At 68.0% G+C, this 26,609-nt stretch carries 22 protein-coding genes, 1 tRNA gene and 2 pseudogenes; 17 read left to right on the plus strand and 8 right to left on the minus strand.

Annotated features, from left to right (window positions below; genetic code table 11):
• The gene (locus tag EX20_RS00415) at positions 1-414 is read right to left on the minus strand and encodes a VOC family protein (RefSeq protein WP_034192448.1); all 414 of its coding nucleotides are present in this window, start codon (positions 412-414) and stop codon (positions 1-3) included.
• Positions 415-840: 426 nt separating this feature from the next.
• On the opposite strand from EX20_RS00415, the gene ada reads away from it, so the two are divergent.
• The 3 genes from ada to gshA all read left to right on the plus strand — a co-directional run bounded on the left by ada (position 841) and on the right by gshA (position 5,091).
• A complete protein-coding gene (gene ada, locus EX20_RS00420) occupies positions 841-1,932 on the plus strand; it encodes a bifunctional DNA-binding transcriptional regulator/O6-methylguanine-DNA methyltransferase Ada (protein ID WP_014723886.1) in 1,092 nt (363 codons plus the stop codon).
• Positions 1,929-2,930: a DNA-3-methyladenine glycosylase family protein gene (locus tag EX20_RS00425; RefSeq protein ID WP_034192449.1), complete on the plus strand. Its 1,002-nt coding sequence runs from the start codon at positions 1,929-1,931 to the stop codon at positions 2,928-2,930. The genes ada and EX20_RS00425 overlap by 4 nt, the downstream gene beginning before the upstream one ends.
• 547 nt (positions 2,931-3,477) lie before the next feature.
• Positions 3,478-5,091: a glutamate--cysteine ligase gene (gene gshA / locus EX20_RS00435; protein ID WP_034192451.1), complete on the plus strand. Its 1,614-nt coding sequence runs from the start codon at positions 3,478-3,480 to the stop codon at positions 5,089-5,091.
• A 54-nt stretch (positions 5,092-5,145) separates the two neighbouring features.
• Here the strand turns inward: gshA and EX20_RS00440 are convergent, their stop codons facing one another.
• Positions 5,146-5,451 carry a DUF4148 domain-containing protein gene (locus tag EX20_RS00440; protein WP_011886443.1) on the minus strand — a complete coding sequence of 102 codons (306 nt, stop codon included), beginning with the start codon at positions 5,449-5,451 and terminating at the stop codon, positions 5,146-5,148.
• A gap of 334 nt (positions 5,452-5,785) precedes the next feature.
• Between EX20_RS00440 and EX20_RS00445 the strand changes: the two genes are divergently transcribed.
• The 3 genes and pseudogenes from EX20_RS00445 to EX20_RS30025 all read left to right on the plus strand — a co-directional run.
• Positions 5,786-7,426, plus strand: coding sequence for an L-lactate permease (locus EX20_RS00445; RefSeq protein ID WP_011886442.1), 1,641 nt, complete (start codon positions 5,786-5,788; stop codon positions 7,424-7,426).
• A gap of 79 nt (positions 7,427-7,505) precedes the next feature.
• Positions 7,506-7,721 (plus strand): annotated as a pseudogene (locus EX20_RS32405) (aldehyde dehydrogenase family protein); the annotation flags it as partial.
• Positions 7,722-7,784: 63 nt separating this feature from the next.
• Positions 7,785-7,922 (plus strand): annotated as a pseudogene (locus tag EX20_RS30025) (CGNR zinc finger domain-containing protein); the annotation flags it as partial.
• Between the two features lie 22 nt (positions 7,923-7,944).
• On the opposite strand, the gene EX20_RS00450 reads toward EX20_RS30025, so the two are convergent.
• Together EX20_RS00450 and EX20_RS00455 are read right to left on the minus strand one after the other, a co-directional pair.
• Positions 7,945-8,994, minus strand: a complete 1,050-nt coding sequence (locus EX20_RS00450) for a DUF3592 domain-containing protein (protein WP_034192452.1) — start codon at positions 8,992-8,994, stop codon at positions 7,945-7,947.
• 163 nt (positions 8,995-9,157) lie between these two features.
• Positions 9,158-9,233: transfer RNA gene (locus EX20_RS00455), tRNA-Lys, on the minus strand.
• Between the two features lie 189 nt (positions 9,234-9,422).
• Between EX20_RS00455 and EX20_RS00460 the strand changes: the two genes are divergently transcribed.
• Together EX20_RS00460 and EX20_RS00465 are read left to right on the plus strand one after the other, a co-directional pair.
• Positions 9,423-9,827, plus strand: coding sequence for a PaaI family thioesterase (locus EX20_RS00460; RefSeq protein WP_011886440.1), 405 nt, complete (start codon positions 9,423-9,425; stop codon positions 9,825-9,827).
• An 8-nt stretch (positions 9,828-9,835) separates the two neighbouring features.
• The gene (locus tag EX20_RS00465) at positions 9,836-10,702 is read left to right on the plus strand and encodes a patatin-like phospholipase family protein (protein WP_014723873.1); all 867 of its coding nucleotides are present in this window, start codon (positions 9,836-9,838) and stop codon (positions 10,700-10,702) included.
• 47 nt (positions 10,703-10,749) lie between these two features.
• On the opposite strand, the gene EX20_RS00470 is transcribed toward EX20_RS00465, so the two are convergent.
• A complete protein-coding gene (locus tag EX20_RS00470; RefSeq protein WP_034192453.1) occupies positions 10,750-11,763 on the minus strand; it encodes a D-2-hydroxyacid dehydrogenase family protein in 1,014 nt (337 codons plus the stop codon).
• A gap of 400 nt (positions 11,764-12,163) precedes the next feature.
• Between EX20_RS00470 and EX20_RS00475 the strand changes: the two genes are divergently transcribed.
• A complete protein-coding gene (locus EX20_RS00475; protein WP_011886437.1) occupies positions 12,164-13,213 on the plus strand; it encodes a LysR family transcriptional regulator in 1,050 nt (349 codons plus the stop codon).
• 116 nt (positions 13,214-13,329) lie between these two features.
• On the opposite strand, the gene EX20_RS00480 is transcribed toward EX20_RS00475, so the two are convergent.
• The 3 genes from EX20_RS00480 to dprA all read right to left on the minus strand — a co-directional run bounded on the left by EX20_RS00480 (position 13,330) and on the right by dprA (position 17,886).
• The gene (locus EX20_RS00480; protein ID WP_011886436.1) at positions 13,330-15,927 is read right to left on the minus strand and encodes a DNA topoisomerase III; all 2,598 of its coding nucleotides are present in this window, start codon (positions 15,925-15,927) and stop codon (positions 13,330-13,332) included.
• 192 nt (positions 15,928-16,119) lie between these two features.
• Positions 16,120-16,500, minus strand: coding sequence for a thioredoxin family protein (locus tag EX20_RS00485; protein ID WP_011886435.1), 381 nt, complete (start codon positions 16,498-16,500; stop codon positions 16,120-16,122).
• 36 nt (positions 16,501-16,536) lie between these two features.
• The gene (gene dprA, locus EX20_RS00490) at positions 16,537-17,886 is read right to left on the minus strand and encodes a DNA-processing protein DprA (protein ID WP_011886434.1); all 1,350 of its coding nucleotides are present in this window, start codon (positions 17,884-17,886) and stop codon (positions 16,537-16,539) included.
• Positions 17,887-18,071: 185 nt separating this feature from the next.
• Here dprA and def point away from each other — a divergent pair, with 185 nt between their 5' ends.
• The 8 genes from def to esaR all read left to right on the plus strand — a co-directional run bounded on the left by def (position 18,072) and on the right by esaR (position 26,596).
• A complete protein-coding gene (def, locus tag EX20_RS00495; RefSeq protein ID WP_011886433.1) occupies positions 18,072-18,575 on the plus strand; it encodes a peptide deformylase in 504 nt (167 codons plus the stop codon).
• A gap of 32 nt (positions 18,576-18,607) precedes the next feature.
• On the plus strand, positions 18,608-19,591 hold the full coding sequence (fmt, locus tag EX20_RS00500) for a methionyl-tRNA formyltransferase (protein ID WP_011886432.1): 984 nt from the start codon (positions 18,608-18,610) through the stop codon (positions 19,589-19,591).
• Between the two features lie 110 nt (positions 19,592-19,701).
• Entirely contained in the window at positions 19,702-20,343 is a 642-nt protein-coding gene (locus tag EX20_RS00505; protein WP_011886431.1) for a LysE family translocator, read from the plus strand.
• Positions 20,344-20,441: 98 nt separating this feature from the next.
• Positions 20,442-21,299, plus strand: a complete 858-nt coding sequence (htpX, locus tag EX20_RS00510) for a zinc metalloprotease HtpX (RefSeq protein WP_011886430.1) — start codon at positions 20,442-20,444, stop codon at positions 21,297-21,299.
• Between the two features lie 215 nt (positions 21,300-21,514).
• Positions 21,515-22,903 carry a 16S rRNA (cytosine(967)-C(5))-methyltransferase RsmB gene (gene rsmB / locus EX20_RS00515; RefSeq protein ID WP_034192454.1) on the plus strand — a complete coding sequence of 463 codons (1,389 nt, stop codon included), beginning with the start codon at positions 21,515-21,517 and terminating at the stop codon, positions 22,901-22,903.
• The gene (locus EX20_RS00520) at positions 22,900-23,490 is read left to right on the plus strand and encodes a DUF4390 domain-containing protein (RefSeq protein ID WP_011886428.1); all 591 of its coding nucleotides are present in this window, start codon (positions 22,900-22,902) and stop codon (positions 23,488-23,490) included. Before rsmB ends, EX20_RS00520 begins: the two co-directional genes overlap by 4 nt.
• Positions 23,480-25,894 (plus strand): sensor histidine kinase EsaS, encoded by a 2,415-nt coding sequence (esaS, locus tag EX20_RS00525; RefSeq protein ID WP_011886427.1) that lies wholly within the window; start codon positions 23,480-23,482, stop codon positions 25,892-25,894. The genes EX20_RS00520 and esaS overlap by 11 nt, the downstream gene beginning before the upstream one ends.
• Positions 25,895-26,596: a response regulator transcription factor EsaR gene (gene esaR, locus EX20_RS00530; protein ID WP_011886426.1), complete on the plus strand. Its 702-nt coding sequence runs from the start codon at positions 25,895-25,897 to the stop codon at positions 26,594-26,596. It begins immediately after the preceding gene.
• Positions 26,597-26,609 lie beyond the last annotated feature (13 nt).

The following is a 26,609-nucleotide window of genomic DNA, read 5'->3' on the forward strand; positions in this document are numbered from 1 at the left end:
CTAGCCGTGGGCGGGAGGCGGCCCCTTGAACTCGAGCATGTTGCCTTCGGGATCGAACAGATAGATCGACGGCCCGTAGCCGCCGGCGCCGTAGCGTTCGGCCGGCGTGCCGGGGCGCGCGCCATGCGCGGCGAAATGCTCGATCAGCGCGTCGGGGTCGAACGGCTCGACGCGCAGGCACAGATGGTCGAGATTGCGGCCGGTGCCGGGCGGGCCGCTGTCGGGCCGGTCGATCGGGCCGCCGACCGACAGCAGGTCGATCAAGGCATCGCCGGCGCGTAGCTGCACGAGGCCGAGATCGGGTTGTTCCTTCTCCACGTGGCAGCCGAGGGCGTCGCAGTAAAAGCGCGTCATGGCGGCAATGTCGGCCACGCGCAGCACGACGTGATCGATCGCGCGGATGGTCGGTTTCATGAGCGGGCACTCCTTCGCGAATGGCGTGCACCGAGTGTAGACCGCGCCCACGACGGCTGCCGGCGCGCGGCCCGATCGCCGGACGAAAAAAAGCCCGCTCACGCAGTGCGGAGCGGGCTTAATCCATATCAGGAGGAGACATGGAGGAGACAGTTCCAACTATACACACGGTCATGGTGCGTTGCAATATTCCGAGTGCAAAAAACCGTCAGGACGGCGATTTGTCGCAGCCGCATTGCAACAAAACGGTGACGCGGTGATGACTAAAGTGCTGCCATAGAAGCGCCTGCCCGATTTTTTCGTCGCACTGATCGTCGGCGATGCGCCCCGATTTTCGGCGCGAATCACAGAGCAAGATCCGGGGCGCGACGGCCGGCGCCGATGTCTAGAGTAGGCACCGTCTACACTGGAAGGTGCGAGGTTCAGATGAATACCCCCTATTCGACCGACGATTCCCGCTGGGCCGCCGTCACCACGCGCGACGCGCATGCGGACGGCACGTTCTTCTATGCAGTGCGCACGACCGGCGTGTTCTGCCGCCCGAGCTGTGCGTCGCGGCTGCCGCGGCGCGAGCACGTTTCCTTTTTCGCCGATCCGGCCGCCGCGCGCGCGGCGGGCTTCCGCCCGTGCAAGCGCTGCCGGCCGGAGGGCTTGCCGCGCGAGCTCGAAATCGTCGACCGCGCGTGCGCGGTGCTCGACGCGCATCCGGAGCGGCTCACGCTGCAGCAGTTGAGCGACGCCGTCCACCTGAGTCCGTTTCATCTGCAGCGGCTGTTCAAGCGGGTGGTCGGCGTGTCGCCGCGGCAGTACCAGGCCGCGCAGCGCGGCGCGGCGTTGCGCGACGCGCTGCAAAGCGGGCAGCCGGTCACGCAGGCGGCCGTCGACGCGGGCTTCAATTCGCCGTCGCGGCTCTATGCGTCGGTGCCGCGCGAGCTGGGGATGGCGCCGTCCGCGTTTCGTCGCCAGGGCGCCGGCCTGCGCATCGACTATGCGAGCGCGGCCACGCCGCTCGGCATGGTGCTCGTCGCCGCAACCGCACAGGGCATTTGCCGCATCGCGTTCGGCGACGAGGCGGCGCCGCTCGTCGCCGAGCTGAAGCTCGCGTTCGCGCGCGCCGAGCTCGTCGAAGCACCGTCGCGCGTCGCACCGTTCGTTGCGCAGATCCGCGCGTACCTCGACGGCACGCGCCACACGTTCGACCTGCCGCTCGACATCGCGCCGACCGCGTTCCAGCAGCGCGTGTGGGAGGCGCTCACGCATATCCCGTACGGCGAAACGCGCAGCTATTCGGACATCGCCGAAGCGCTCGGCGCGCCGCGCGCGGTACGCGCCGTGGCGGCGGCGTGCGCGTCGAACCCGGTCGCGCTCGCGATTCCATGTCATCGTGTCGTGCAGAAGGGCGGCGCGCTCGCCGGATATCGTTGGGGTGTGCGTCGCAAGGCGACGCTGCTGGCGGCCGAGGCGCGCCATGCGGGTGCCGATGAAACCGAGGTCATCGAGGAGGGCAACGCAGTTTGAGCATCGAACAGACCACGCTCGCGGCGAGCGAGTGCGATAGCGGTGATAGCGGCGACCGCGGCGGCGCGGTGCCGTCGCCCGCGCGGCTGGAGCTGCGCTTCAACGCGCCGTACGACTGGGCGCGCGTGCTGCGGTTCTTCAGCGGCCGCGCGATTCCGGGCGTCGAGCAGGTCGCCGACGGCGTGTATCGCCGCGTCGTCGAGCTGAACGGCGACGCGGGCCGGCTCACCGTGTCTAAGCATCCGCGCCGGCATTGTCTGATTGCGACGGTCGACGGCGCGGCAGCGCACCATGTCGATGGCGCGTTCGCGCGCCGTGTCGCATCGATGTTCGATCTCGCTGCCGATCCGGCCGCGATCGGCAGCGGGCTCGCGCGCGATCCGTGGTTCGCGCCGCTCGTCGACGCCGCGCCGGGGCTGCGCGTGCCGGGCGCATGGTCGGGATTCGAGCTGGCGGTGCGTGCGATCGTCGGTCAGCAGGTGAGCGTGAAGGCCGCGACGACGATCGTCGGGCGGCTCGTCCAGCGCGCCGGCGAGCGTGTCGCGCCGTGGGACGACGGGATGCCCGCCGACGACGGCGCGCCGGCATGGCGTTTTCCGACGCCCGACGCGCTCGCCGCGTGCGATCTCGAGAAGATCGGGATGCCCGGCAAACGAGCGGCCGCGCTGACGGGCATGGCACGCGCAGTGGCGGACGGACACGTGCCGCTCGACCCGGCGCACGCGGACCTCGCGACGTTGCGGCGCGCATGGCTCGAGCTGCCCGGCATCGGGCCGTGGACCGTCGAGTACATCGCGATGCGCGCGTGGCGCGATCCGGATGCATGGCCGGCGTCCGATCTCGTGCTGATGCAGTCGATCGCCGCGCGCGATCCGTCGCTCGACCGGCTCGCGAGCCAGAAACGCCGCACCGAAGCGTGGCGGCCGTGGCGCGCGTATGCGGCGCTTCATCTGTGGAACGACGTGGCTGACCGGGCGGGTGGTGCGCGCGGCGGCTGACGGGCGGATGCGACCGGCGAGTTGCGTCGCGCAGTCGGTATCGGCGCGGTGTGATTCGCTTCGGGGTGCGCGTGGGGGCGGCGTGCCGAGGCTCTAACGACGTGGGTAGGATGCGGGCGGCGAGTAGGTGCCGTGCGGTGGCATCTGCACCAACACATAGCAGCCCCAGCCCACCGCAGTAACCGTCTGCATTGCGGGCGTGGCCGTGGTTTCGGGGCGGCAGCAGCGAGGTGGGCGGGGCAGCGCGAGCAGCGCCGGCACCAAGGCACCGGTTCCACCTCTTCGCGCCGCATCCTGCACCGCCCGATCCTCCCGACGAAAGCCGCGCGACGGCCGCGTCCGGCGTTATCGCGGACGCTCGTCCGCGCCAGCGGCAATCGCCGCGATCGCCCGCGCCGCGGCCCGCTGCGGGCGGCCGGGCCGGCCGTGAGCCACCTCAAGCGCGTGTGTCGGCGAGATGTTAAAGTGCCCGCTACCAATGAAGCGACCCATAATCCAGCCGGCCCGCGCGGCGCTCTGCGCGCGGCCGTCACGCACTTGCGTCTCCATGCCGAACACCATGACTCACCGCCAGTCCGAACTGCTGCTGAATCGTCTCGACGCGCTGAGCTCGGGCCCGACGCGGCAGCATCTGCCCGACGGCCTGCGCGGCATCGAAAAGGAAAGCCTGCGCGTGACGCGCGACGGGATGATCGCGTTCACGCCGCATCCGCGCGCGCTCGGTTCGGCACTCACGCACCCGTCGTTGACCACCGATTACTCGGAAGCGCTGATCGAGCTGATCACGCCGGCCGAAAGCGACGCGTCGCTGACGCTCGCGCGCCTCGACGATCTGCATCGCTACGTGTATGCGTCGCTCGGCGACGAGATGCTGTGGAACGAGTCGATGCCGGGGCTGCTGCCGGCCGACGACGAAATCCCGATCGCCGACTACGGCACGTCCAACATCGGCCGCCTGAAGACGGTGTACCGCCGCGGCCTCGCCTATCGCTACGGCCGCACGATGCAGTGCATCGCCGGCATTCACTACAACTACTCGCTGCACGAGGAAGTGTGGCGGCGCCTGCATGCCGAAGAAGGCTCGACGGCCACGCTGGTCGACTATCAGTCCGAGCGTTATCTCGCGCTGATCCGCAATTTCCGCCGCCGCAGCTGGCTGCTGATGTACCTGTTCGGCGCGTCGCCGGTGCTCGACACGCGCTTCCTGCGCGGCAAACCGCACCGGCTCGACACGTTCGACGCCGACACGCTGTACCGGCCGTATGCGACCAGCCTGCGGATGAGCGATCTCGGCTACTCGAACACGACCGCGCAGGCCGCGCTGCACGTCGACTACAACACGCTGCCCGGTTATCTCGACGCGCTGTCGAAGGCGGTCAGCGAGCCGTATGCGGCGTACGAGGCGATCGGCACGCATCGCGACGGCGAGTGGATTCAGATCAACACGAACGTGCTGCAGATCGAGAACGAGTTCTACTCGACGATCCGGCCGAAGCGCATCACCTATTCGGGCGAGCGTCCGCTGCATGCGCTCGCGTCGCGCGGCGTGCAGTACATCGAAGTGCGGTGCCTCGACATCGACCCGTTCGAGCCGACCGGCATCGCGCTCGACACCGCGCGCTTCATCGACGCATTCTTGCTGGCGTGCGCGCTCGACGACAGCCCCGCGCTCGACTGCGATGCGTACAAGGAAGCGAACGCGAACTTCGGCAGCGTGACGATGGACGGGCGCAAGCCCGGGCTCACGCTGACGCGCGACGGCCAGCCGGTCACGCTGCAGGCATGGGCCGACGACCTGATGGCCGATATCGAAACCGTCGGGCGCCGTCTCGACGAGATCCGCGGCGGCGACGAGCATGCGCGCGCGATCGCCGCGCAGCGCGAGAAGCTGGCCGATCCGGAACGCACGCCGTCGGCGCGTGTGTTGCGCACGATGCGCGAGAACGGCCAATCGTTCCTCGCGTTCGCGCTCGCGCAAAGCGAAGCGCATGCGGCCCATTTCCGGGCGAACCCGCCTTCGGCGGAGGCGATGCGCGCGGAGCAGGCGCTCGCGGCGAAGTCGCTGGCCGAACAGGCCGAACTCGAAGCGAAGGAGGCCGGGTCGTTCGATGCGTTCGTCGCCGCCTATCGCGCTTATACGCTGAACCGCTTCAGCGTTTGATGGCCGCAGCCGAAGCTGCCGTCCGTCGCGGTTCACGTGCCGGCGGCACCTGCTTCAGTGATGCGCGTACGTGCTGCGATCGACCACGGCCGGCGTAGCCGGCTTGCCCGCTTCGACGCTCGCATGACCGTCGTTGCCGTGGCCCGCGGCGTCGGCGCGGGCCTGGGCGGCGCGCTGCATGACGGCCTGCATGTTCTCCGGAAAGTCAGGGCTGCTGACGAGGCTCGGCCGGTAGCCGGCCGCCTGTAGCTCGGCGAGTTCCTGGCGTACCTGGGCGCGCGTCAGCGTCGACTCGGCGTGGGCAGCGAGCGCCGGGCCGATCAGCAGCAACGCGCAGGCCGCAAGTTTCAGGTTTTTCATCGTGTCTGCTCCGTGAAGTTTCCGGAGCCGCGTCGTCGCCGGCGCGGGCGGAATCGATGCAGCGAGTCTAGGCTTCGGAGCCCAAACGAAACATCCCGCTCGCCGTCACGCACCTTTTCCCGCTGTGCAACATTGCTCGGACCCTTCGCCGACGCCCGCGCAACGATTCGGACGCGCATCGGGCTTGCCCTCCTTGTACAAGCGCGACCGGCCTCCTAACCTCATTTGAGCGACCGGTCGGTCGGCCTTGCCGCATGGTTGCATGCGCAAGCGTCGGCCGGGCGTAGCGGCTGCCGAATGTACGTCTGGTACTGGATCGGAGACACGACACACGATGAATCCCACCGCAGCCCTGCCGCCCGGCATCCTGTTCGTCCAGCCGTTGACGCCCGTCGCCGACTCGCTGCTCCTGTCGTTCGTCGTCGCGGTGATCCCGATCGCCGTCGCGCTGATCGCGCTCGGCGTGCTGCGCCGGCCCGCGTGGCAGGCGTCGCTGGCCGGCCTCGTCGCCGGCCTCGCCGTCGCGATCGGCGCGTGGGGCATGCCGGCCGGCCTTGCGTTCAACGCGGTGGGCGCAGGCATGGCGCTCGCGGTCGTGCCGGTGATGTGGATCGTGTTCAATGCCTTGCTGCTGTACAACATCGCGGTGAAGTCGGGCCGTTTCGACCAGTTTCGGCAGTGGATGCTCGACAACCTGCCCGACGATCGTCGCCTCGTGCTGCTCGTCGTCGCGTTCTCGTTCGGCTGTCTGCTCGAAGGGATTTCCGGGTTCGGCACGCCGGTCGCGATCACCAGCGCGCTGCTGATCGCGCTCGGCTTTCCCGCGCTCGAAGCGCTGACCTACACGCTGGTGTTCAACACGGCGCCGGTCGCATTCGGCGCGCTCGGCGTGCCGATCACCGTGCTCGGCGCGGTCACGTCGCTGCCGCCCGCGACGCTCGGCGCGATGGTCGGCCGGCAACTGCCGTTCTTTGCGCTGCTGCTGCCGTTCTACGTGGTCGGCGCATACGGCGGGCTGCGCTCGATCGCGAAGCTGTGGCCGGCGCTGCTCGTGTCGGGCGGCAGCTTCGCGATCGCGCAGTTCGTCACGTCGAATTTCCTCGGCTACCAGCTCACCGACGTGCTGTCGTCGCTCACGTCGCTGATCGTCACGATCGGCTTCCTGCAGCTGTGGAAGCCGCAGCCCGATCCGCAATACGCGCTCGCGCGCAGCGTGCCGGCCACGGCCGGCGCCGCGCGCGCGGGCTTCGGCGGCTGGCTGCCGTGGCTCGTCGTGTCGGTGGTCGTGATCTTCTGGGTGCACGCGAACATCGCGGCGATCGGCGACGTCAAGATCAAGTGGCCGGGGTTGCACAACGCCGTGTTCGTATCGCTGTACCACAAGCCGTATGCGGCGATCTGGGACTTCCAGCCGCTCGGTACGGGCACCGCGATCCTGGTGTCGGCGATCATCACGGCACTGCTCACGCGCACGGGCATCGGCGCGTTCTTCGAATGCGTGGTCAAGACCTGGCGACAGACATGGATCGCGATCGTCACCGTGATGATGATCGTCGGGCTCGCGTACCTGCTGAACTACTCGGGCATCAGCTACACGCTCGGTACCGGCGTCGCGTCGACCGGCGCGCTGTTTCCGCTCGTGTCGGCGTCGCTCGGCTGGATCGCGGTGTTCCTGTCGGGCAGCGACACGTCCGGCAACGCGCTGTTCGGCAATCTGCAGGTCGTTGCGGCCCGGCAACTCGGCCTCGATCCGGTGCTGATGGCCGCGACCAACTCGTCGGGCGGCGTGATGGGGAAGATGATCTCGCCGCAGAACATCGCGACGGGCGTGTCGACGACCGACCTGAAAGGGCAGGAGGGCGTAGTGTTTGCGCGCACCTTCTGGCACAGCGTGATCCTCACGCTGCTGCTCGGCGTGCTCGTGTTCCTGCAGCAGCACGTGCTGACGTGGATGATTCCGGCGTTGCCGAAGTAGGGGGGGCGGTGCGACGCCGGTGTGAGCGGACGTTCGGAAGGCGCAGGCGAGTGCGAGGATGGCAGCGGACGTTTGCTGTCGCGATATCGATGAACGCGATCGGGATTTCGAACAGTAGCGACTATGCGTTGCCGTCGTCGGTCTGCACGAATCATTTCCATCACATCGCGGGCTTCATCGCGGAGCTGGAGGCCGGCAGCGTGAACGTGCGCGAAGTGCCGGGCTACCGGCTCGAATTGACGCACTTCGGCTGCGACGAGGGTTCGGGCCGCTCGGCTACAAGGAGGGCGCGTAGGAGGCGACGAAGAGCTTCACGAAGCCGAGGACTTATTCGTTGCCGCTGTAGGCGGGAGTCGGTGATGTGGTCAGGCGCGTGCGCCAATGTGCCCGCTGCACGTGGTTCTTCATCGATCGCGGCCGCGGCGCCGGCCGCCGCTGGTGCGACATGCGCACGTGCGGCAACCGCGCGAAGGTAGAGGCATTCAGGCAGCGGTGAAGCGTGCGGCGCGCCCCATCCGTCATTCGACGATTTCGTGCAGTTGCGGTTCGGGCCACAGCGCGCTGGCCGCGACCAGCCCGGCGACGAACAACGGTGCGCCGATCGCGAACAGAATTGCGGTCACGCTCCACCGGTCCCAGAACTGGTCGATGATCGCGCGTTCGGGCGCGACGGGGTCGTACAGCACGTTGACGCGTTCGCCTTCGTACAGCCGCGGATGCGGGGAGGCCGAGCTTTGCTCGAAGGTCACCGCGCGGCCGCTGTCGGTCGTGAACGCGACGCTGACGGAATCGAGCGACGCGCGGTTGCGGGACGCGCCCGCGGGTTCGGCGATCTCGACGACGTGGCCGGTCGAATGCGCGTAATGGCGGGCGGCCTGCCACTGGCGCAAGCCGGCAGCGCCGGCGCCGGCCATGAACGCGGTGCCGAGCGCGAGCGGAATCAGCACGATCGCGATGTTCCATCGCCGCCGCGCGGCGTCCCGGCCGGATGCGGCGAACGGTGCGCCGGGGCGGCGATTGCGGCGCTCGTCCACGTACAGCACGCAGCCGATCGCGAGCGACACGACCGCGAGCAGCGCCGGTACCGCGACCGGCGACCAGCGTTGCGCAAAATCGTCGATCAGCACGGGGCGGTTCGGATGGGCGGGATCGACCAGCACGTCGACGTTCTCGCCGATGTCGTAGGCCGGGACGGCCGACGCGGTGTCGCCGGCGACTTCGCGTCGCCGGCCGTCGCTCGCGAGATACGCGACGATCGGCCGGTAAGCACGCATCGCGTCGCTGTCCTGCACGATGCGCACGATGGTGCCCGATGCGCGGAGCAGCCCGCCGGTCGCGCGGCTCGCGGTAACGGCGAGCGCCGCTGCGATCACGAGCAGCGCGATCCCGAGCGCGAATGCAACGAGCGCGTCCTTACGCAGCATGACCGGATCCGCGACGCGCGTCATGTAACGGGGGCGGATGCGATCGGGTGGATAGCGCGCTTCGACCCGCGCGCCGATTTCTGTCTGACCATGCCCTCTCAATGGTCGCGTCTGGTTCACATGCTTCCATGTCTGACGTCCCATGCTCTCTCAGTGCCGGCCGCGATGCGGCGATCGTCGTGCCGGTTATGTGATTTTTGTCGGACGATTCTAACGGAAAGTACTGCGGCGGAGCGCGCGGAGAAGCCGATGGACGCCGGAATGGAAAAAGGCCGGTCAGCTTGCGCTGACCGGCCTTTTGAATTCCTGGTGGGGCGTGAGTGACTCGAACACTCGACCTACGGATTAAGAGTCCGCTGCTCTACCAACTGAGCTAACGCCCCCAACAGAAGGAAGATTATGCACGGGTATTTCACCCTTGGCAAGCCCTTTCTGCAAATTTCCCCAAAATATTTCGTCACCGTGCGTGCGGCAACGGGAGCGCTGCCAAGTGATCGCAGTTGGCCCGCTCCCGGTATGATGACGTCCACCTGTTGCGCGGCGGTCGCGCAACATTCTCTGGACATTCGAAGATGGACGAAAACGCAGTCCGCGAATTGCTGGACCGCCTGCTGGCCCCGTGGGTCCGCTCGCTCGGCCTGGTTCCCGTGTCGATCGGCGACGACAGCGTCACGATGCGCCTGCCGTTTTCCGGCGAATTCCGCCATTCGGGCGGCATCATCTGCGGCCAGGTCTTCACCGCCGCCGCCGACACCGCGATGGTGGTCGCGATCTCGGCCGCGCTCGGCGAGTTCCGGCCGATGACCACCGTCTCGCTGAACACGAACTTCATGCGTCCGGTGCGCAAGGGCGACGTGCTGGTCACCGCGCGCGTGCTGCGGATGGGCCGCAACCTCGTGTTCGGCGAAGTCGAGCTGTTCGACGAGGACGGCAAGATGGCCGTGCACGCAACGTCGACCTACGCGCTGGTCAGCTGAGCGGCGCGATGTTCGACCAGATCGTGTTCGCGGGCGGCGGCAACCGCTGTTGGTGGCAAGCCGGCTTCTGGGACGTCGTGCAGCCGGCGCTGGCGCTGCGCCCGCGCGTCATCGCCGGCATCTCGGCCGGCGCGGCCACGGCCTGCATGCTGTATACACGCGACGCCGCGTGGGTGATGCGCTATTACGAGCAAGCGCTGCGCCACAACCGCAAGAACGCGTACTGGGGCAACCTGTTCCGCCGCGAGCCGGTGTTTCCGCACTATCGGATCTATCGGCAGGCGCTGCTCGACATCTACGGCGAGCCGTTCGCGCGGCTCGCGGACGCACCGGAGATCCGCATCGGCGTGTCGCACGTGCCGCGCTGGCTCGGCGCGCGCAGCGCGGTGGCCGCGGGCCTCGTCGCGTACAACATCGAGAAATACGTGCGCAAGACGCTGCACCCGACGCTCGGGCGCGCGCTCGGCTTTCGCCCCGAATTCGTGCGCGCACAGGCGTGCGCGACGGTCGACGATCTCGCTGACCTGATCCTGCAGTCGTCGTGCACGCCGCCGTTCACGCCCGTGCTGCGGCGCGACGGCCGGCCGGTGCTCGACGGCGGGATGGTCGACAACGTGCCGGTGGGCGCGCTCGACACGTCGCCGGGCGACGTGCTGGTGCTCGTCACGAGGCTGTATCCGCGCCCGCAGATGTTCACGGTCGCGCACGGCGACCAGCGGCGGCTCTATATACAACCGTCGAGCAAGGTGCCGATTTCGAGCTGGGATTACACGAGCCCGTCGCAGATGCGGCACGCGTACGACCTCGGGCGCCGCGACGGCGAGCATTTCCTCACGCGCGTCAGCGCGATGACCGGCGGCCGCGTGGCCGCCTGACGCCATGATCGGACAGAGAAGCCGCGCCGCGGGCGCGGCGGCGCGGGTCAGCGCGCGCGGCGCGGCGTCAGCGCTTCCGGATTGACGACGCTCGACAGGTCGCCCTGGTCGAACGCGAGAATGTTCCTGAACGCCGCGCTGAAATACAGCTCGTAGCTCTCGCGCTCGACGTAGCCGATGTGCGGCGTGCAGATCACGTTCTCCATCCGCAGCAGGCTGTAGCCCTGCAGGATCGGCTCGCTCTCGAACACGTCGATCGCGACCATCCCCGGCCGGTTGTGCGACAGCGCGTTGACGAGCGCATTTTCCTCGAGCAGCTCGGCGCGGCTCGTGTTGACGAGCAGCGACGTCGGCTTCATCCGCAACAGGTCTTCCTGCTTGACGATCCCGCGCGTGTCGTCGTGCAGCCGCAGGTGCAGCGACAGCACGTCGCTCTGCTCGAACAGCGCCTCGCGACTGTCGGCGGCCGTGTAGCCGTCGGCGCGCGCGGCCTCGAGCGAGTGCTCGCGGCCCCAGATCAGCACGTTCATCCCGAACGCCTTGCCGTAGCCGGCGACCAGCCGGCCGATCTTTCCGTAGCCCCAGATGCCGAGCGTCTGGCCGCGCAGCACCTGGCCGAGCCCGAAGTTCGGCGGCAGCGCCGACGTCTTCAGGCCCGACTGCTGCCACGCACCTTGCTTCAGGTTGGCGACGTATTGCGGAATGCGGCGCTGGGCGGCCATCACGAGCGCCCACGTCAGTTCGGCCGGCGCCACCGGCGAGCCCGTGCCTTCGAGCACCGCGATGCCGCGATCGGTACACGCTTCGAGGTCGATGTGGCTGGAGATGCGGCCGGTCTGGCTGATCATCCGCAGATTCGGCAGTTTTGCGAGCAGTTGCGACGAAATCGGCGTGCGTTCGCGAATCAGCACGAGCGCCTCGACTTCCGCCAGCCGGCTCGCGAGTTGCCCCAGGCCGCGCACCGTATTGTTGAAGACCTTCACGTCGTGCTCGGCGAGCATCTCGAAGCAGTTCAGCTTGCGGACGGCGTCCTGGTAGTCGTCGAGGATGGCAATTTTCATGTTCAGCAGGGAAGTCGCGCGTTGAAAGCAGCGGCTGCGGCGCGCGAGGCGCGCCCGTGCCGCCCGGCCGGGGCCGACATGATGCTACGCCGGCACACGGCATGGGGTCTTTTTAACAGGTTGTTACGCTCCGCCGCAATCGGCGTCGGTCGCAGCAGGGTGCGCTGCTGTGTCGCATCAGACATGTCCTTTCTGATTCGGCCCGTTTCGCGGACGACGTTCACCTAATTGTTGTCGAGATCAGAATAATTGGATCATCCATTCGCAATCGGTGAGGATTTTTGCCCATTTTTATCGTCAACGCGGCAGTTGTTGAGCAACTCTGCATCATTTCCGCTGTCGTAGGAGAATTACGCATTTGCTTCAACTTTTTGAAGTTGTAACAGCGGCAGGAGTCGTTATGGATCATTTGCAGTCGATGCGCGTGTTCGTCAAGGTTGCGGATCTCGGCAGTTTCGCCCGGGCGGCGAGCGCAATGGACATCTCCAATGCGGTCGCGACGCGTCATGTCGCCGATCTGGAAGGCCGGCTCGGCACGCGCCTGCTGAACCGTACGACACGCAGCCTTTCGCTGACGGAGTCGGGGCAGGTCTATCTCGAGCGCGCGCGACAGATTCTCGACGAGCTCGAAGATGTCGAGCAGATGGTGGTCGCGCGCAATCACGAGCCGGTCGGCACGTTGCGGATCGTCGCGCCCGTCGTGTTCGGGCTGCACAACCTCGCGCCCGTGCTGCAGTCGTACACCGAGAATTTTCCGAAAGTCGTGCCGGACCTCACGCTGGTGGACCGCCAGGTCGATCTCGTCGAGGAGGGGTTCGACGTCGGCATCGTCGTCACGCGGCAGATGCGCAGCGCGAGCATCGTCACGCGCCGGCTGACCACCGGCTGCATGACCGTCTGCGCGACGCCGAGCTACCTCGAGAAGCACGGCGTGCCGACCCACCCGGAACAGCTCGCCGAGCACCCGGCGCTGAGCCTGCCGACCGAATACTGGGGCGACGAGCGCGTATTCACCGGCCCGGACGGCGAAGTGCGCGTGCGCCCGACCAACGTGATCGTCGCGAACAACACCGCGATGCTGCGCCAGTTCGCGCTGCTCGGGATGGGTGTTGCGATCCTGCCGAGCTACCTGATCGGCAGCGACATCGCGCGCGGCGCGCTGGTGCGGCTGCTGCCGGATTTCCGGCTGCCGCAGGTCGAGATCAACATCGCGTACCCGAGCCGGCGCCATCTGCCGGCAAAGGTGCGCACGTTCATCGACCATCTCGTCGAATATTTCAGCCGCGCCACCGATGCGGTGATCGGCGAGCAGTGGGCGGCCCAAGGTACGTCGTCCGCGCCGATCGGTGTCGAGATGCGCGCCGACCCGGCCGAGTCGACCGACCCGAACCTGCAGCCGCGGCTTGCGCGCGCGCCGCGCGGGCGAGCCGCGGTGCCGTCGCCGCTGTAACGGCGGCGCGGCCGGCAGCCCACAGCGCCGACGCAAATAAAAAACGCGGATCGAGCAATCGATCCGCGTTTTTTTGTCGATGCGTGCCGCAGCGGGCGGCTGCGACGGTCGCGCCGTTACGAGCCCGTCTTGCGCGCCGTCGTCTTGCGGGCGGCGGTCTTGCGAGCCGGTGCCGGTTTCTCGTCGGCGCCTTCGGTGACGGTTTCTGCATCCTTCGTCGCCGATTTTGCCGTCTTCTTCGCGGCGGCGGCCTTCGGCTCCTTCTTCTCGAACTCGAAGCCGATTTTGCCGTCCGGCTGTTTCACGAGGAATGCCTTGAAATTGCGGCCCGTGCGCGACGACTTGAAGTTCGGCAGCAGATCGGTGCGGCCGTCGGCCAGCAGCTTCGCCATCTGCTCGCGCGTGATTTCCTGCTGGAGGATCACCTTGCCCGAGCGGAAGTCGCAGGTCTTCGGGTTCGCGACCGAGTGCTCGCACACATAGCTCATCCCGTGCTCGAACACGCGGCCGTTGCACTTCGGGCACGCGCCGACCGGCTCCTGCGCGGAGAAGTCGGGCGCTTCGCCCTCGTCGCCGCCCTGGTCCTGGCCGAAATCGAACTCGAGCTTGTAGTTCTTCGTTTCATCGTCGAACGACAGCTTGAGGATCGCCGAGAACGGCCGCCCCATCTTGCTGCGGAAGCCGGACAGCGGCCCGATGGTCTTCTCGCGCAGCAGCTCCTCGACTTCCGCGATCTCGAACTGCCGGCTGCCCGGAATCTTCGAGATCGAGAACTCGCACTTCGTGCAGGCGAAGCGGCGGTAGTTCTCCTTCACCTGACCGCCGCAGTTCGGGCACGGCGTCTCGAGCGTCGCGTAGTCGCCCGGGATCGTGTCGGAGTCGTATTCCTTCGCGCGCTTGACGATCTGTTGCGTCATGCGGGCGATTTCCTGCATGAACGCGTCGCGCCCGAGGTTGCCGCGCTCCATCTGCGACAGCTTGTATTCCCATTCGCCGGTGAGCTCGGGCGCGGTCAGCTCTTTCACGCCGAGCCCGCGCAGCAGCGTCATCAGCTGGAATGCCTTCGCGGTCGGGATCAGCTCGCGGCCTTCGCGCACCAGGTATTTCTCGCCGAGCAGGCCTTCGATGATCGCCGCGCGCGTGGCCGGCGTGCCGAGGCCCTTCGCGGCCATCGCCTCGCGCAGCTCGTCGTCCTCGACGAGCTTGCCCGCGCCTTCCATCGCGGACAGCAGCGTCGCTTCCGAGTAGCGTGCGGGCGGCTTCGTGACGAGCGCGACCGCCGCGATCTCGTCGGTCTTCACCTTCTCGTCCTTCTGCACCTGCACGAGGTTCGCGTCCGCGCCTTCGGCGTCGCGACCGTATACCTGCAGCCAGCCCGGCTCGACCAGCACCTTGCCTTCGGTCTTGAAGTGATGGCCGGCTACTTCGGTGATCCGCGTCGTGACGCGGAACTCGGCCGCGGGGAAGAACACCGCGAGGAAGCGCTTCACGACGAGGTCGTACAGCTTCTGTTCCGGCTCGGACAGCGACTTCGGCGCCTGCAGCGTCGGGATGATTGCGAAGTGATCGCTGATCTTCGAATTGTCGAAGATCCGCTTGTTCGGCTTCACCCAGCCCTTGTCGAGCACCTGCTTCGCGTGCGGCAGGTAGTTGTGGCTCTCCTTGAGCATCTCGAGCGTGGACTGCACCGTCGCCAGATAGTCTTCCGGCAGCGCGCGCGCGTCGGTACGCGGGTAGGTCAGCACCTTGTGCTTTTCATACAGCGCCTGCGCGAGGCCCAGCGTGTTCTTCGCGGAGAAGCCGAAACGGCCGTTCGCCTCGCGCTGCAGGCTCGTCAGGTCGAACAGCAGCGGCGACAGTTGCGTCGACGGCTTCGATTCCTCGCTGACCGTGCCGATCTGGTCGCGACATGCGGCGACGATCGTTTCGGCGGCCGGCAGGCTCCAGAGGCGCGAGTCGCGCTTTTCCGGATCGAACTCGTCGCGCTTGAACTTCGGATCGAACCACTTGCCTTCGTAGAAACCGGCCGCGCACGCGAATTCGGCGCGCACTTCCCAATAATCGCGCGGGACGAATCGGCGGATTTTCTCTTCACGTTCGACGACGATCGACAGCGTTGGCGTCTGAACGCGACCGACGGTCGTCAGGAAGAAGCCGCCGCCCTTGCTGTTGAACGCGGTCATCGCGCGCGTGCCGTTGATGCCCACGAGCCAGTCGGCTTCCGAGCGGCAACGTGCGGCATCGGCGAGCGGCTGCATGTCGTTGTCGCTGCGCAGGTGCGCGAAACCGTCGCGGATCGCCTGCGGCGTCATCGATTGGAGCCACAGGCGCTGGACCGGCTGCTTCGCCTTCGCGTGCTGCACGATCAGGCGGAAAATCAGCTCGCCCTCGCGCCCCGCGTCGCATGCGTTGATCAGGCGATCGACGTCCTTGCGCTTCATCAGCTTGGTCAGGACTTTCAGTCGCGATTCGCTTTTTGCGATCGGGTTCAGGTCGAAATGCGGGGGGATGACGGGGAGATGGGCGAAACTCCATTTCCCGCGCTTGACCTCGTACTCTTCCGGGGCGGCGATTTCCAGCAGATGGCCGACTGCGGACGAGAGCACGAATTCGTCGCTCTCGTAGTATTCGTCATGCTTGGTAAAGCCGCCCAAAGCGCGCGCGATGTCGTTCGCGACAGAAGGCTTTTCCGCAATGATCAGTGCTTTGGACATGACAGGTGTGTGTTGGTAGACCGGGTTCGCCGGTGTGGGGACCCTTTTACGACGGCTTTATAGCACACGCCGCAGCGACGGCGGGTTGGCGTGTAAAAAAGCGGCCCATCATAGAGGGGGGCTGCAGCGGCGGCAAGCGCCTGGCCCGGCAGCACGCGTCGCGGCGTGCCGCGGGGCCGGGCGGACGCCCGCTCAGGCCTCGACGTTCAGGATATTGCGCAATTTCGGTGCGTGCGGCGCGCCGGGCACCGCGCTCAGGTCGGACAGCATCCGCTCGACGATCGCCGCGTGCGGCAGCACCGTGCCGAAGAAGCGTGCGGTGTGCGCATCCTCGATCAGGATCGTCGGGAAGTTTTCGACGTCGAGGTCGTCGAGCTGGTCGGCATGGGTTTCGATGTCGATCCACGCGAAGCAGGCGTCCGGATGAGCGTCGGCGAGCTGGTCGAAGGCCGTGCGGTAGTCGCGGCAGGTGCCGCACCACTCGGCGCACAGGCAGGCGACCAGCAGCGTGTCGGGATCGGCGAGGCGCTCGGCGATCCGATCTGCATCGGTGTCGAGATTCAGCGCGGGCATGGAATTCCTTCGATATCGTCGGCGGCGCGGCCGCCCCTATGCCGGGGACTGTAGCACGCCGGACGGCGGTGGGGTGGGCGCCAAATCAAGCCGCGCGAAGCGTCCGCCGGCCACGCTGGCGACGCGGCCGGCCAGCTCCAGCGCGAGCAGCGCGCGGTGCAGCACGTCGTCCGGCAGGTCGCTGTGCTCGGCGAGCCATTCGTATGTGACGGGGCCGTATCCCAATGCGGCGAGCACGGCTCGTTCGGCTGGATCGTTCGCGGGCGCGCATGCGGTTCGTGGTGGGACGGCGGGGGCATCGGCCACGGTGTCAGTGTCGGTGTCGGGAGATGCCGCTGCGCCAGTGCGGCGCTCGCCCGCGCGGGGCGTGGCGGCGCCCGATGCATCTTCGCGATCGGAGCGGGAACCCGCACCGACTGCCGTGCCGCCGGCCTGGGCCGCAGGTTCCCCGAGCCCGTACTCCTCGAGCACGTCGAGCGGTGTGGCGGTGAGCTTCGCGCCGTCGCGGATCAGCGCGTGGCAACCCTGGGCGAGCGGTGCGTGAATCGAGCCGGGCATCGCGAACACGTCGCGGCCGAGTTCGTTCGCGAGCCTTGCGGTGATCAGCGAGCCCGAGCGCGGGGCGGCTTCGACCACCAGCGTGCCGACCGCGAGCGCGGCGATCAGCCGGTTGCGCTGCGGGAAATGCGACGCGCGCGCGGGCGTGCCGAGCGGCCATTCCGAGACGATCACGCCGTGCGCGGCGATCTCATGCGCGAGCATGCGGTGACGCGCCGGATAGACGAGATCGGCGCCGGTCGCGATGACCGCGATCGTGCCCGAGCGGCCGTCGAGGCCGCCGCGATGCGCGGCGCCGTCGATGCCGAGCGCGAGGCCCGACGCGATCGCCAGGCCGGCGTCGGACAGCACCTGCGCGAAACGCGTCGCATCGGCGAGGCCCTGCGGCGTCGCGTGGCGGCTGCCCACCACGGCGATGCTGCGCGCGTGCAGCAGGTCGACCCGGCCCTTTACATATAGCAGCGGCGGCGGATCGTGCAGGTCGCGCAGCCGCGGCGGGTAGGCCGGATCGGTGAGCGTGACGATCGCGTTGCCCGGCGCGTCGAGCCACGCGAGCGCGGCGTCGGTGCGCGCGTCGAGGTCGTCCCGGTCGCTCGCGTGCACGGCCCGCGCGGCGGCCGGGCTCGTGTGCTCGGCAATGGCCGCGTCCGACGCGTGCAGCAGCGCCGCGGGCGTGCCGAATGCGTCGAGCAACACGCGCAGCACCGCCGGCGCGATGCCGGGCGCATGCGCGAGTTGCAGCCATGCGCGCAGCATGGTCGCGGTCAGCGCTTGCGGCGACATGAGATTGCGCCCGAATGCGACGGCCAGCGCGGCGCGTGGCGCCATGATAAAATTTTCATCATCCGAAATACTCGACGGGGCCGCGCGCACGGGCGTCCGGCCAGTTGCAGGAGGCATGACGCGCGGCATTGATATGCCGTGCGTTCGCCTCATCTTCATTGCATCCCGGCAATGGCGCCACTCGGCCAGAAGGCCGATACGGCACGCCGCCCACCCGAATACCGAACACCATGGCTTTGCTGAACATTCTTCATTACCCCGACAAGCGACTGCACAAGGTCGCCAAGCCCGTCGACAAGGTCGACGACCGCATCCGCAAGCTCGTCGCCGACATGGCCGAAACCATGTATGCGGCGCCCGGCATCGGCCTCGCGGCGACGCAGGTCGACGTGCACGAGCGCGTGATCGTGATCGACGTCTCCGAAGAAAAGAACGAGCTGCGCGCGTTCATCAATCCGGAGATCGTCTGGTCGAGCGACGCGAAGCAGGTGTACGAGGAAGGCTGCCTGTCGGTGCCCGGCATCTACGACGAAGTCGAGCGCCCGGACCATGTGCGCGTGCGCGCACTCAACGAGCGCGGCGAGCCGTTCGAGCTCGACTGCGAAGGCCTGCTGGCGGTGTGCGTGCAGCACGAGATGGACCATCTGATGGGCCGCGTGTTCGTCGAATACCTGTCGCCGCTGAAGCAGACGCGTATCAAGACGAAGATGAAGAAACTCGAACGCGCGATGTAACGCGTGCGCGCCAAGCCCTCTCGAACGCTGTCATGACCCATACGTTGCGCGTGATTTTTGCCGGCACGCCGGAATTCGCCGCGGCCGCACTCGCCGCGATCCACGAGGCCGGTTTTCCGGTGCCGCTCGTGCTCACCCAGCCCGATCGTCCTGCCGGGCGCGGAATGAAACTGCAGGCGAGCGCGGTGAAGCGCTACGCCGTCGAGCACGGCATGCCCGTCGCGCAGCCGCCGTCGCTGCGCCGCGCCGGCAAGTTCCCCGCCGAGGCCGCCGAGGCGATCGAGCTGCTGCGCGCGACGCCGCACGACGTGATGGTGGTGGCCGCATACGGCCTGCTGCTGCCGCAGGAGGTGCTCGACATTCCGCGCGCCGGCTGCATCAACATTCACGCGTCGCTGCTGCCGCGCTGGCGCGGCGCGGCGCCGATTCATCGCGCGATCGAAGCCGGGGACGCCGAAACGGGCGTCACGCTGATGCAGATGGACGTCGGCCTCGATACCGGTGCGATGATCGACGAGGCGCGCATCGCGATCGCGCCCGACGACACGACCGCGACGCTGCACGACCGGCTCGCCGCCGACGGCGCACGGCTGATCGTCGCCGCACTCGAGCGGCTCGAGCGCGACGGCGCGCTGCCCGCGACGCCGCAGCCGGCCGACGGCGTGACGTACGCGGAAAAGATCGGCAAGCACGAAGCGGCGCTCGACTGGCGCAAGGCGGCCGACGTGCTCGCGCGCCAGGTGCGTGCGTTCGACCCGTTCCCGGGCGGCGTCGCGACGCTCGACGGCGCCGCGATCAAGCTGTGGGCCGCCGAGCCCGTGGCCGCGCGTGGCGATGCGGCGCCCGGCACGATCGTCGAAGCCGCCCCGGAAGGGGTGATCGTCGCCTGCGGCGCGGGCGCGCTGCGCGTGACGCAACTGCAGAAGCCGGGCGGCAAGCGCTTGCCGGCGCGCGAATTCCTGGCCGGCTCGCCGCTCGCCGCGGGCCAGCGTTTCGCATTGCCCGACGCCGCCTGAGCATCATTCGACCCGGGATGCCGGCCGGGCGCAATCGGCCGGATGGCCGAGTCGCGCCGCGCGGCGGGCGCGCGTAGAATTCCCGTGCGTTTCCCGGTTACGAGGCTCCCATGTTCGGCATCACCCACTTCGGCTTTTTCGTACTCGCGGTTTTCCTGCTCAACATCACGCCTGGCCCCGACACCGCGTACATCGTCGGCCGCAGCATCGCGCAGGGCCGCGACGCGGGGCTGATGTCGGCGCTCGGCATCTCGGCCGGCGCCTGTGTGCACACGCTCGCATGCGCATTCGGGCTGACCGCGCTGCTCGCCGCGTCGGCCGCCGCGTTCACGGCGATCAAGCTCGTCGGCGCCGCGTACCTGATCTACCTCGGCGTGCGCATGATCGTCGCGAAGCAGGGCGGTGCGCCGGCTCCTGCCGCCGCCGCGCAGCCCATCGCCGCGAAGCCGCTGCGTCAGCTGTTCATGCAGGGTTTCTGGACCAACGTGCTGAACCCGAAGGTCGTGCTGTTCTTCGTGTCGTTCTTCCCGCAGTTCGTGTCGGCGGGCAGCCCGCACAAGGCGCTCGCGTTCCTCGCGCTGGGCTCGGTGTTCGTCGTGATGAGCACCGTCTGGTCGTGCATCGTCGTGTGGATCGCCGGCGGTGTCACGCAACGCTTTTCCGGCAAGCCGGGCGTCAAGAAGTGGCTCGACCGCACGGTCGGCAGCGCGTTCGTCGGCCTCGGGCTGCGGCTCGCGGCCGCGCAACGCTGAAATTGAATTTTTCCGGCGCGACCTTATCTAACAAATCGCTTACAATTTTCCGCCGCCCGTGACGGTGCGGCGGGTCCCCTGACGGATAAGGAGTGGGTATGTTCAATTGGGTCAAAACGGCGATGCTGATGGCCGCGATCACGGCCCTGTTCATCGTGATCGGCGGGATGATCGGCGGCTCGCGTGGCATGACGATCGCGCTGCTGTTCGCGCTCGGCATGAATTTCTTCTCGTACTGGTTCTCCGACAAGATGGTGCTGCGCATGTACAACGCGCAGGAAGTCGACGAGGCCACGGCGCCGCAGTTCTACCGGATGGTCCGCGAGCTCGCCACGCGCGCCAACCTGCCGATGCCGCGCGTCTACCTGATCAACGAGGATGCGCCGAACGCGTTCGCCACGGGCCGCAACCCCGAGCACGCGGCGGTCGCCGCGACGACGGGCATCCTGCGCGTGCTGTCCGAGCGCGAAATGCGCGGCGTGATGGCGCACGAGCTCGCGCACGTGAAGCACCGCGACATCCTGATCTCGACGATCACCGCGACGATGGCCGGCGCGATCTCGGCGCTGGCCAACTTCGCGATGTTCTTCGGCGGCCGCGACGAAAACGGCCGGCCGGCCAATCCGATCGCGGGGATTGCGGTTGCGCTGCTCGCGCCGATCGCCGGTGCGCTGATCCAGATGGCGATCTCGCGGGCGCGCGAGTTCGAGGCCGATCGCGGCGGCGCGCAGATTTCCGGCGATCCGCAGGCGCTCGCCACCGCGCTCGACAAGATTCATCGCTATGCGGCGGGCATTCCGTTCCAGGCGGCCGAAGCGCATCCGGCCACCGCGCAGATGATGATCATGAATCCGCTGCACGGCGGCGGCCTGCAGAACCTGTTTTCCACGCACCCGGCGACCGAGGAGCGCATCGCGCGCTTGATGGAGATGGCGCGTACCGGCCGCTTCGATTAGGGCCAGCGCAAGCCCGTTATCAGCGTGAACAGGCTCTAAGCCGCCCCTCATTCATCGCCCACACCCCGCATGCCTCGCGCTGCGGGGTGTTTCATTTGCCGCGCCCGCAAAGGGGCCGCATGGCCTCACGCTACAATGCGCGGTTTGGAATCGCGATGCCCACGCGGCGGCCCGGTTCCCGCCGCTCGCGGCGCCCGTTTGCCGATTTCGCTCCGATGACACGAACCCGTTCCTCCGCCCCGTCTTCCTCCGGCCGCGCTGCGCGCCCGTCCGCGCTGCGCCTCGCGCCCGATTCGCTGGGCTTTGCGCTCGACGCGGCCGCGCAGGCCGTCGATGCCGTGCGGCGCGGCACCGCGTTGCCGGCGGCGCTCGCCACGGTGTTCGCGCAGATGCCGGCCGATGTCCGCGCGTTCGCACGCGGCGCGACGCAGGACGTGGCCTATCGAACGATGCGCCGCCTCGGCAGCGCCGACTGGCTGATCGGCCGGCTCGTCAGCAAGGCGCCGCCCGCGCACGTGCACGCGGTGCTGGCCGGCGCGCTCGCGCTGCTGCTCGATCCCGCCGATGCGGCGGCGTATCCGGCCTTCACGGTCGTCGATCAGGCCGTGACGGTGATCGGCGCACGGCGCGAATACGCGTTCGCGAAAGGGCTGGTCAACGCGGTGCTGCGGCGCTTCGAGCGCGAGCGCGATACGCTCGTCGCGGCGCTGCAGGACGATCCGGTCGCACGCTGGAATTACCGCCCGTGGTGGATCGACGCGGTGAAGCGCGCGTGGCCGGATGCATGGCAGGCCGTGCTCGCCGCCGGCGATCGGCAGGGGCCGCTCACGCTGCGCGTGAATGCGCGGCGCGCGAGCGTCGACGCGTATCTCGACACGCTGCGCGCGAACGGAATCGACGCGACTGCGATCGGCCGTCATGCGGTGCGGCTCGCGTCCGCGCTGCCGGTCGATCGCATTCCGGGCTTTGGCGACGGCGTCGTGTCGGTGCAGGATGCCGGCGCGCAGCTCGCGGCCGAATGGCTCGGCGCGCGCGACGGCATGCGCGTGCTCGACGCCTGCGCGGCGCCGGGCGGCAAGACCGGGCACATCCTCGAGCTGGCCGATGTCGACGTCGTCGCGCTCGAAAGCGATGCGGCCCGCGCCGAGCGCATCGGCGAGAATCTCGCGCGCCTGTCGCTGTCCGCGGACGTGCGCGTCGGCGATGCGGGCGCGCCGCAAGCGTGGTACGACGGCCGCCCGTTCGATCGCATTCTGGCCGACGTGCCGTGCTCGGCGTCGGGCATCGTGCGCCGTCATCCCGATATCCGCTGGTTGCGCCGCGAAGCCGACATCGCCGCGCTCGTCGCGGAGCAGCGCCGCATCCTGAGCGCGTTGTGGCCGCTCGTGAAGCCGGGCGGCGAACTGCTCTACGTAACCTGCTCGATCTTCCCCGATGAAGGCGAGCTGCAGGCGCGCTGGTTTGAAGCCGCCTGTGAAGATGCGGTACGATTGGACGCGCCCGGCCAACTGCTGCCGGGCGGCGTGCGCGGCGCGACGGCCGGCGCACTCGACCCGACCACCGATCACGACGGATTCTTCTACGCGCGGTTTCAGAAACGGTGACGATCAAACACCCTTTTCCACTTCGGCTCGCGGCCGTCCTGTTGGTGGCGCTGGCGCTGTGCCTGACCGTCGTGCGGCCGGCGCGCGCCGAGTCGATCGCCGTGCAGCGTGCGTCGCTGCAGGCTGACGGAAGCGGCTGGAGCCTCGATGCCCGCTTCGACTTCGAGCTGAATCCGAACCTCGAGGATGCGGTGAACAAAGGCATCCCGCTTTACTTCACGACCGACTTCGAACTGAGCCGCGCCCGCTGGTACTGGTTCGACGAGCAACCGGTGTCGGTGGCGCAGACGATCCGCCTGTCGTTCCAGCCGCTCACGCGCGAGTACCGCGTGTCGACCGGCGGCCTGCAGCTCGGCTTCCCGTCGTTGAAGGACGCGCTCGCGGTCGTGCGCCACATCACGTCGTGGCACGTGATCGAGCGCAACCAGGTGCGCGCCGGCGAAACCTACACGGCCTCGGTGCGCATGCAGCTCGACACGGCGCTGATGCCGAAGCCGTTCCAGGTCGACGCGGTGAACAACCGCGACTGGACGCTCGTGTCCGACTGGAAGCGCTTCAACTTCACGGTGACCGAACGTGCTAAATAAAGTGCGCCGCGCGGCCAGCGGGAAGAGCCTGCTCATTCGCGTGATCGTGTCGACCGTCGCGCTCACCGCGCTGCTGCTGCTCGTGCTGCTCGCCGCGGCGAGCGCGAACACCGAGTTCTTCGACCGCTACTACTCGTGGCTGTACGCGATGAACATCATCGTCGCGATCGTGTTCCTGCTGGTCGTGCTCGGGCTGATCGGGATGATCGTCGTGCGGCTGAGGAAGGGCAAGTTCGGCACGCGGCTGCTCGCGAAGCTCGCGGTGTTCTTCGCGCTCGTCGGCGTGGTGCCGGGCGGCATCATCTACATCGTGTCGTACCAGTTCGTGTCGCGCAGCATCGAGTCGTGGTTCGACGTGAACGTCGAAACCGCGCTCACCGCCGGCCTGAATCTCGGCCGCGGGATGCTCGACGCGTCGCTGTCCGATCTGCAGACGAAGGCGCGCCTGATGTCCGATCAGCTCGCGAGCGTCGATGCGAACACGAACGGCACGACGCTCACGCTGCTGCGCCTGCGCGACCAGTTCGGCGTGCAGGACGCGACGATCGTCGAGCCGAGCCGCGCCGGCTCGGGCGCGGCGCCCGACCTGCACATCGTCGCGCAGGCGTCGGGCAATTTCGCCGCGCTGATTCCCGACGACCTGCCGACGCCGCTGATGCTGAGTCAGGCGCGCGAGCACGGCGCGTACGCGGCGATCGAAGGCGAAGTCGACGGCGACCCGCGCGCGCACGGCGCGAAGGGCGCGCTGCGGCTGCGCGTCGTGCGGCCTATCCCCGACGCGTCGACGTCGCTGCTGCAACCGGCGGAGCGCTTCCTGCAGCTGACGCAGCCGGTGCCGCCGACGCTCGCGCACAACGCCGACGCGGTGCAGCGCGCCTATCGCGAATATCAGGAAAAGTCGCTGGGCCGCACCGGCCTGCGCAAGATGTACATCGGCACGCTGACGCTCGCGCTGTTCCTCGCGACCTTCATCGCGATGATGCTCGCGCTCGCGCTCGGCCAGCAGCTCGCGCGGCCGCTGTTCCTGCTCGCGCAGGGCACGAAGGAGATCACGGAAGGCGACTACACGCCGAAGCGCGAGATCAAGTCGCGCGACGAGCTCGGCTTCCTCACGCAGTCGTTCAACGCGATGACGCGCCAGCTGTCCGAGGCGCGGCTGGCGGTCGAGAAGAACCGCATCGCGCTCGAGCATTCGAAGACGTATCTCGAAAGCATTCTCGCGAACCTGACGGCCGGCGTGTTCGTGCTCGATCGCCAGTTCCGGCTGACGACCGCGAACCGCGGCGCGGAGCGGATCTTCCGGCAGCCGTTCGGCTCGATGATCGGCACCGCGCTCGACCGGATCGGCGTCGTCGCGGAATTCGGCGCGATGGTGCGCAAGGCGTTCGCCGATCGCGAGGCGGCGTCCGACGGCGCGAGCGGCGATCGCGGCCATTGGCAGCAACAGTTCGCGGTCGTCGTGCCGGGCGAAGCCGATCCGCTCACGCTGCTCGTGCGCGGCACTCGTCTCGTCTCGACGGTCGCGGGCGAGGCCGACGATCCTCAGACCTCCGGCTACGTGGTCGTGTTCGACGACATCTCCGACGTGATTTCCGCGCAGCGCTCGGTTGCATGGGGCGAAGTCGCGCGACGGCTCGCGCACGAGATCAAGAACCCGCTCACGCCGATCCAGCTGTCGGCCGAACGGCTGCAGATGAAGCTGTCCGACAAGCTCGAGCCGCACGACGCCGACGTGCTCAAGCGTGGCGCGACGATGATCGTCAATCAGGTGGCGGCGATGAAGCGGATGGTCGACGACTTCCGCGAATACGCGCGCACGCCGCCCGCGGTGCTCGCGAGCCTGCAGCTGAATGAGCTGGCGAGCGAGGTGCTCGGGCTGTATGGCGTCGGCGAAGGCAAGAGTGCGATCGTCGCGGAGCTGGCGCCGTCGCTGCCGGTGATCCGCGGCGACGCGACGCAATTGCGTCAGGTGATTCACAACCTGCTGCAGAACGCGCAGGATTCGGTCGCGGAGGTCGCGCATCCGCGTGTGTTGATCGAAACCAAGACAGTAGAATATGGCGATCCCGACGCCGAGGGCAAAACGCGCGTCGCGGTACGTCTGACCGTGTCCGACAACGGGCCCGGTTTTCCGGCACGCATCCTGACCCGTGCGTTCGAGCCTTACGTTACGACGAAGGCGAAGGGCACGGGGCTCGGACTGGCCATGGTCAAGAAAATCGTGGACGAGCACGGCGCACGGATCGATCTGCGCAATCGCATGCACGGTGAGATCGTCGAGGGTGCGCAGGTGTCGATCCTGTTCCTGCAGATGGCGAGCGATGCGCCAGGCGCCGAACCCGGCGCGCAGGGCGGGACGGCACCCGCCAACACAAAAGCAAGTGTGCAGACAAAGGCAGCGTAAATGGCAACCATCCTGGTGGTAGATGATGAAATGGGCATCCGGGAATTGCTCTCGGAGATCCTCAGCGACGAAGGACATGTCGTCGAGGCGGCGGAGAACGCGCAGGCTGCGCGGGAATACCGGCTGAATCAGGCGCCCGATCTCGTGCTGCTCGATATCTGGATGCCCGATACCGACGGCGTCACGCTGCTGAAGGAATGGGCGGCGCAAGGGTTGTTGACGATGCCGGTGATCATGATGTCCGGGCACGCGACGATCGACACCGCCGTGGAGGCGACGAAGATCGGCGCACTCGATTTCCTCGAGAAGCCGATCGCGTTGCAGAAGCTGCTGAAGTCGGTCGAGCACGGGCTCGCGCGCGGCGCGGCGCCGGTGTCCGTGAATGCGGCGGTGAAGGCGGGCGCTGGCCAGGCCGCGGGCCCTGCGGCGATCGCATCGGCGGCCGCGCTGCCGACGCTCGGCGACGAGATGGCGTCGGCGCTCGGTCTCGCGGGCCAGATGGCCGCGATCCCGTTCGACATCCCGTTGCGCGAAGCGCGCGACGCGTTCGAGCGCGCGTACTTCGAATATCATCTGGCGCGCGAGAACGGCAGCATGACGCGCGTCGCCGAGAAGACGGGCCTCGAGCGCACGCACCTGTATCGCAAGCTCAAGCAGCTCGGCGTCGAGCTCGGCAAGAAGCAGTCGGAAGGCGCGGCATAAAAATATTTCACGA

The sequence above is a fragment of the Burkholderia sp. WP42 genome (assembly GCF_000745665.1).
GTDB classification, from domain to species: domain Bacteria; phylum Pseudomonadota; class Gammaproteobacteria; order Burkholderiales; family Burkholderiaceae; genus Burkholderia; species Burkholderia vietnamiensis.

Excerpts from the sequence above, each read along its gene's own strand:
- EX20_RS00415 (WP_034192448.1), bottom strand. The coding sequence starts at position 414 with ATGAAACCGACCATCCGCGCGATCGATCACGTCGTGCTGCGCGTGGCC.
- ada (WP_014723886.1), top strand. The coding sequence starts at position 841 with ATGAATACCCCCTATTCGACCGACGATTCCCGCTGGGCCGCCGTCACC.
- gshA (WP_034192451.1), top strand. The coding sequence starts at position 3,478 with ATGCCGAACACCATGACTCACCGCCAGTCCGAACTGCTGCTGAATCGT.
- EX20_RS00440 (WP_011886443.1), bottom strand. The coding sequence starts at position 5,451 with ATGAAAAACCTGAAACTTGCGGCCTGCGCGTTGCTGCTGATCGGCCCG.
- EX20_RS00445 (WP_011886442.1), top strand. The coding sequence starts at position 5,786 with ATGAATCCCACCGCAGCCCTGCCGCCCGGCATCCTGTTCGTCCAGCCG.
- EX20_RS00450 (WP_034192452.1), bottom strand. The coding sequence starts at position 8,994 with ATGGGACGTCAGACATGGAAGCATGTGAACCAGACGCGACCATTGAGA.
- EX20_RS00460 (WP_011886440.1), top strand. The coding sequence starts at position 9,423 with ATGGACGAAAACGCAGTCCGCGAATTGCTGGACCGCCTGCTGGCCCCG.
- EX20_RS00465 (WP_014723873.1), top strand. The coding sequence starts at position 9,836 with ATGTTCGACCAGATCGTGTTCGCGGGCGGCGGCAACCGCTGTTGGTGG.
- EX20_RS00470 (WP_034192453.1), bottom strand. The coding sequence starts at position 11,763 with ATGAAAATTGCCATCCTCGACGACTACCAGGACGCCGTCCGCAAGCTG.
- EX20_RS00475 (WP_011886437.1), top strand. The coding sequence starts at position 12,164 with ATGGATCATTTGCAGTCGATGCGCGTGTTCGTCAAGGTTGCGGATCTC.
- EX20_RS00480 (WP_011886436.1), bottom strand. The coding sequence starts at position 15,927 with ATGTCCAAAGCACTGATCATTGCGGAAAAGCCTTCTGTCGCGAACGAC.
- EX20_RS00485 (WP_011886435.1), bottom strand. The coding sequence starts at position 16,500 with ATGCCCGCGCTGAATCTCGACACCGATGCAGATCGGATCGCCGAGCGC.
- dprA (WP_011886434.1), bottom strand. The coding sequence starts at position 17,886 with ATGGCGCCACGCGCCGCGCTGGCCGTCGCATTCGGGCGCAATCTCATG.
- def (WP_011886433.1), top strand. The coding sequence starts at position 18,072 with ATGGCTTTGCTGAACATTCTTCATTACCCCGACAAGCGACTGCACAAG.
- fmt (WP_011886432.1), top strand. The coding sequence starts at position 18,608 with ATGACCCATACGTTGCGCGTGATTTTTGCCGGCACGCCGGAATTCGCC.
- EX20_RS00505 (WP_011886431.1), top strand. The coding sequence starts at position 19,702 with ATGTTCGGCATCACCCACTTCGGCTTTTTCGTACTCGCGGTTTTCCTG.
- htpX (WP_011886430.1), top strand. The coding sequence starts at position 20,442 with ATGTTCAATTGGGTCAAAACGGCGATGCTGATGGCCGCGATCACGGCC.
- rsmB (WP_034192454.1), top strand. The coding sequence starts at position 21,515 with ATGACACGAACCCGTTCCTCCGCCCCGTCTTCCTCCGGCCGCGCTGCG.
- esaR (WP_011886426.1), top strand. The coding sequence starts at position 25,895 with ATGGCAACCATCCTGGTGGTAGATGATGAAATGGGCATCCGGGAATTG.